A 2,420-nucleotide genomic window follows, 5' to 3' on the forward strand; every position below is an offset into this window, starting at 1 on the left:
GACCCGGTCCCCGGCCGCGCGGGCGTCGGTGACGTAGACGATCCCGGCGTCGGCCTCCCCGGAGGTGACCTTGCCGCGCACGTCGGTGACCTTGGATTCCTCGCTCACCGGTCGCAGTTCGACGCCGGCCGCCGCGGCCAGCGCGCGCGCCGCGTCGCCGCAGGGGACACCGTCAGCGCACACGACCAACCGGGTGCCGTCGAGTGAGCGGTCCAGACCGGTGACGCCGGCGGGGTTCCCGGGCGGGGTGATCAGGGTGAGGACGTTGGTCGCGAACTCCACCGGCTCACCGGGGATCAGTCCCTCGGCGAGCGCCCGGTCCATGCTCGCGGCATCCGCCGAGGCGAACACGTCGGCGGGAGCGCCCCCGGCGATCTGGTCGACCAGCCCGGCCGATCCGTCGAAGGACAGCCGTACCTCGACCTCGGGGTTCTGACGCTCGTAGTCCTCGGCTATCCGGGTGAACGCGCTGGTGAGCGAGGCGGCGGCGAAGACCGTGAGCAGAGGCGAGCCCTCGTCGTCGTCGATCCCGACAGAACATCCCGCCAGCAGGGACATCCCCACGGCCGCGGCGAGCACCCGCACGCCGCCCGCGCCGGCGGCACGCCGCCGGCTCCTCCTGCGTCCCCCTGGGAAGGGCACGGTCGTCGGACTACCGGTAGTTGGTGAACTGCAGCGCGACCTCGAGATCGGCCTTCTTGAGCAGCTGCATGCACTCCTGCAGGTCGTCGCGCTTCTTGGACGACACCCGGATCTCCTCGCCCTGGATCTGCGCCTTGACGCCCTTGGGGCCCTCGTCGCGCAGGAGCTTGGTGATCTTCTTGGCGTTCTCCTTGTCGATGCCCTGCTTGAGGGAGCCGACCAGGCGGAAGCCCTTACCGGACGGCATCGGGTCGCCCACCTCCAGCGCCTTCATGCTCAGGCCCCGGCGGACCAGCTTCTCGATGAACACGTCCTTGGCCGCCAGCACACGGTCCTCGGAGGCCGCGACGATCTCCACCGCGTCGTCACCCTTCCACTCGATACCGGCGTCGGTACCGCGGAAGTCGTAGCGGGTGCCCAGCTCCTTGGCGGCCTGGTTGAGGGCGTTGTCCACCTCCTGGCGGTCGAACTCCGAGACGATGTCGAACGAGGACTCCGAGGCCATGGACGCGCTCCTTCTCCTGGGTTGGGGGACGATCCCGGCCAGGCTACCCGGCCGTGACATCCGCCCGGGCCACCCCGCCGGCCCCCGATTTGGCACCGGGGGTCACACGCGTTGTATCGTGTCCTAGCGCCTTCAAGGGTGCACGCCAGATTGCCCGAGCGGCCAAAGGGAGCGGATTGTAAATCCGTCGGCTTATGCCTACGTTGGTTCGAATCCATCATCTGGCACGCGAGACCCCCGCCACAAGCGGGGGTCTTCGTGCATTTCCTGGCCGCGATAGTGTGGCCGTGTGACACCGTGGACATCAGCGGCGCCGGGTGCGGGACGCCGGTGTGCCGCATCTCATCGAAAAGATTCGAGGTGAGGGGTATCCACGACAGGGTCGGCTCCGAACAACAGGACATGACACTGGATTCGGTAAGCGCCGCCCAGCGGATGACCTCTCGCGACCTGCCCGACGGCCTGGGTCCCGCCGTCGACGACTGGGCGGCCGATCTCGACCGCACCACCCGATCCGGCAAGGGCATGCGCTCGGCACTGTTCGACGCGGTCTACACGCACGCCGGCGGTCGCGACGAGGCGGTTCGCGCCGCCGCCTGTCAGGCGCTCGAACTCCTCCACGAGGCCTTCCTGGTCCACGACGACGTGGCCGACGGCGACGACCACCGCCGGGGCCGGCCCAACCTGCAGGGTCGGACCACAACGCGGGGTGCCGAGCAGGGGTTGTCCCGGGAGACCGCCGCGCACGTCGGCATGGTGGGGGGACTGCTCGGCGGGGATCTCCTCCTGGTGGCCGCGATGGGCGAGTTCGCCCGGTTGCCCGTGCCGGCGCCCGTGCTGCACCGCGCCATGGCGGAGGTCGAACGCGCGGTGGTGGCCTCCATCGCCGGGGAGTACGCCGACGTGCACGGTGCGGCCCACGGTGAGCCGACCACGCAGGAACACGCACTGGCGATCGGTGCCGCCAAGACCGCGGCCTACTCCGTGACCCTGCCCATGGTGCTGGGCGTGGTCCTGGCCGGGGGGCCGGAGGAGATGATCCCCCCGCTCCGTGAGACCGGTCGCCACCTGGGCACGGCGTACCAGGTGGTCGACGACGTCCTGGGCGTGTTCGGCGACCCGGCGGTGACCGGCAAGTCCAACGAGGGCGATCTCGTGCGCCGGGCCCCCACGGTGTTGCTGGCCTTCGCCGCCACCACCGATCTCTGGCCGCGCATCGACGCCGCGCTCGGTGGCACCGACGCCGGCCGGCCCGGCCCTGACCCGGCCGCCG

At 70.7% G+C, this 2,420-nt stretch carries 3 protein-coding genes and 1 tRNA gene; 2 read left to right on the plus strand and 2 right to left on the minus strand.

Annotated features, from left to right (window positions below; all coding sequences use genetic code 11):
- Both modA and G6028_RS15715 read right to left on the minus strand, forming a co-directional pair.
- Positions 1–642: molybdate ABC transporter substrate-binding protein (modA, locus tag G6028_RS15710; protein ID WP_338404253.1), on the minus strand; the 642-nt coding region annotated here is incomplete at its 3' end.
- 10 nt (positions 643–652) lie between these two features.
- On the minus strand, positions 653–1,147 hold the full coding sequence (locus G6028_RS15715) for a YajQ family cyclic di-GMP-binding protein (RefSeq protein ID WP_179523183.1): 495 nt from the start codon (positions 1,145–1,147) through the stop codon (positions 653–655).
- A 144-nt stretch (positions 1,148–1,291) separates the two neighbouring features.
- Here G6028_RS15715 and G6028_RS15720 point away from each other — a divergent pair.
- Together G6028_RS15720 and G6028_RS15725 are read left to right on the plus strand one after the other, a co-directional pair.
- Positions 1,292–1,374 (plus strand) — tRNA-Tyr (locus G6028_RS15720).
- Positions 1,375–1,549: 175 nt separating this feature from the next.
- The coding region (locus G6028_RS15725) for a polyprenyl synthetase family protein (protein ID WP_182659432.1) at positions 1,550–2,420 on the plus strand (871 nt) is incomplete at its 3' end.

It is taken from the genome of Dietzia cercidiphylli, from assembly GCF_014145145.1.
Classification (GTDB): Bacteria; Actinomycetota; Actinomycetes; order Mycobacteriales; family Mycobacteriaceae; genus Dietzia; species Dietzia natronolimnaea.

Bases quoted from the DNA above. Each gene is read 5' to 3' on its own strand.
- G6028_RS15715 (WP_179523183.1), bottom strand. From the start codon at position 1,147: ATGGCCTCGGAGTCCTCGTTCGACATCGTCTCGGAGTTCGACCGCCAG.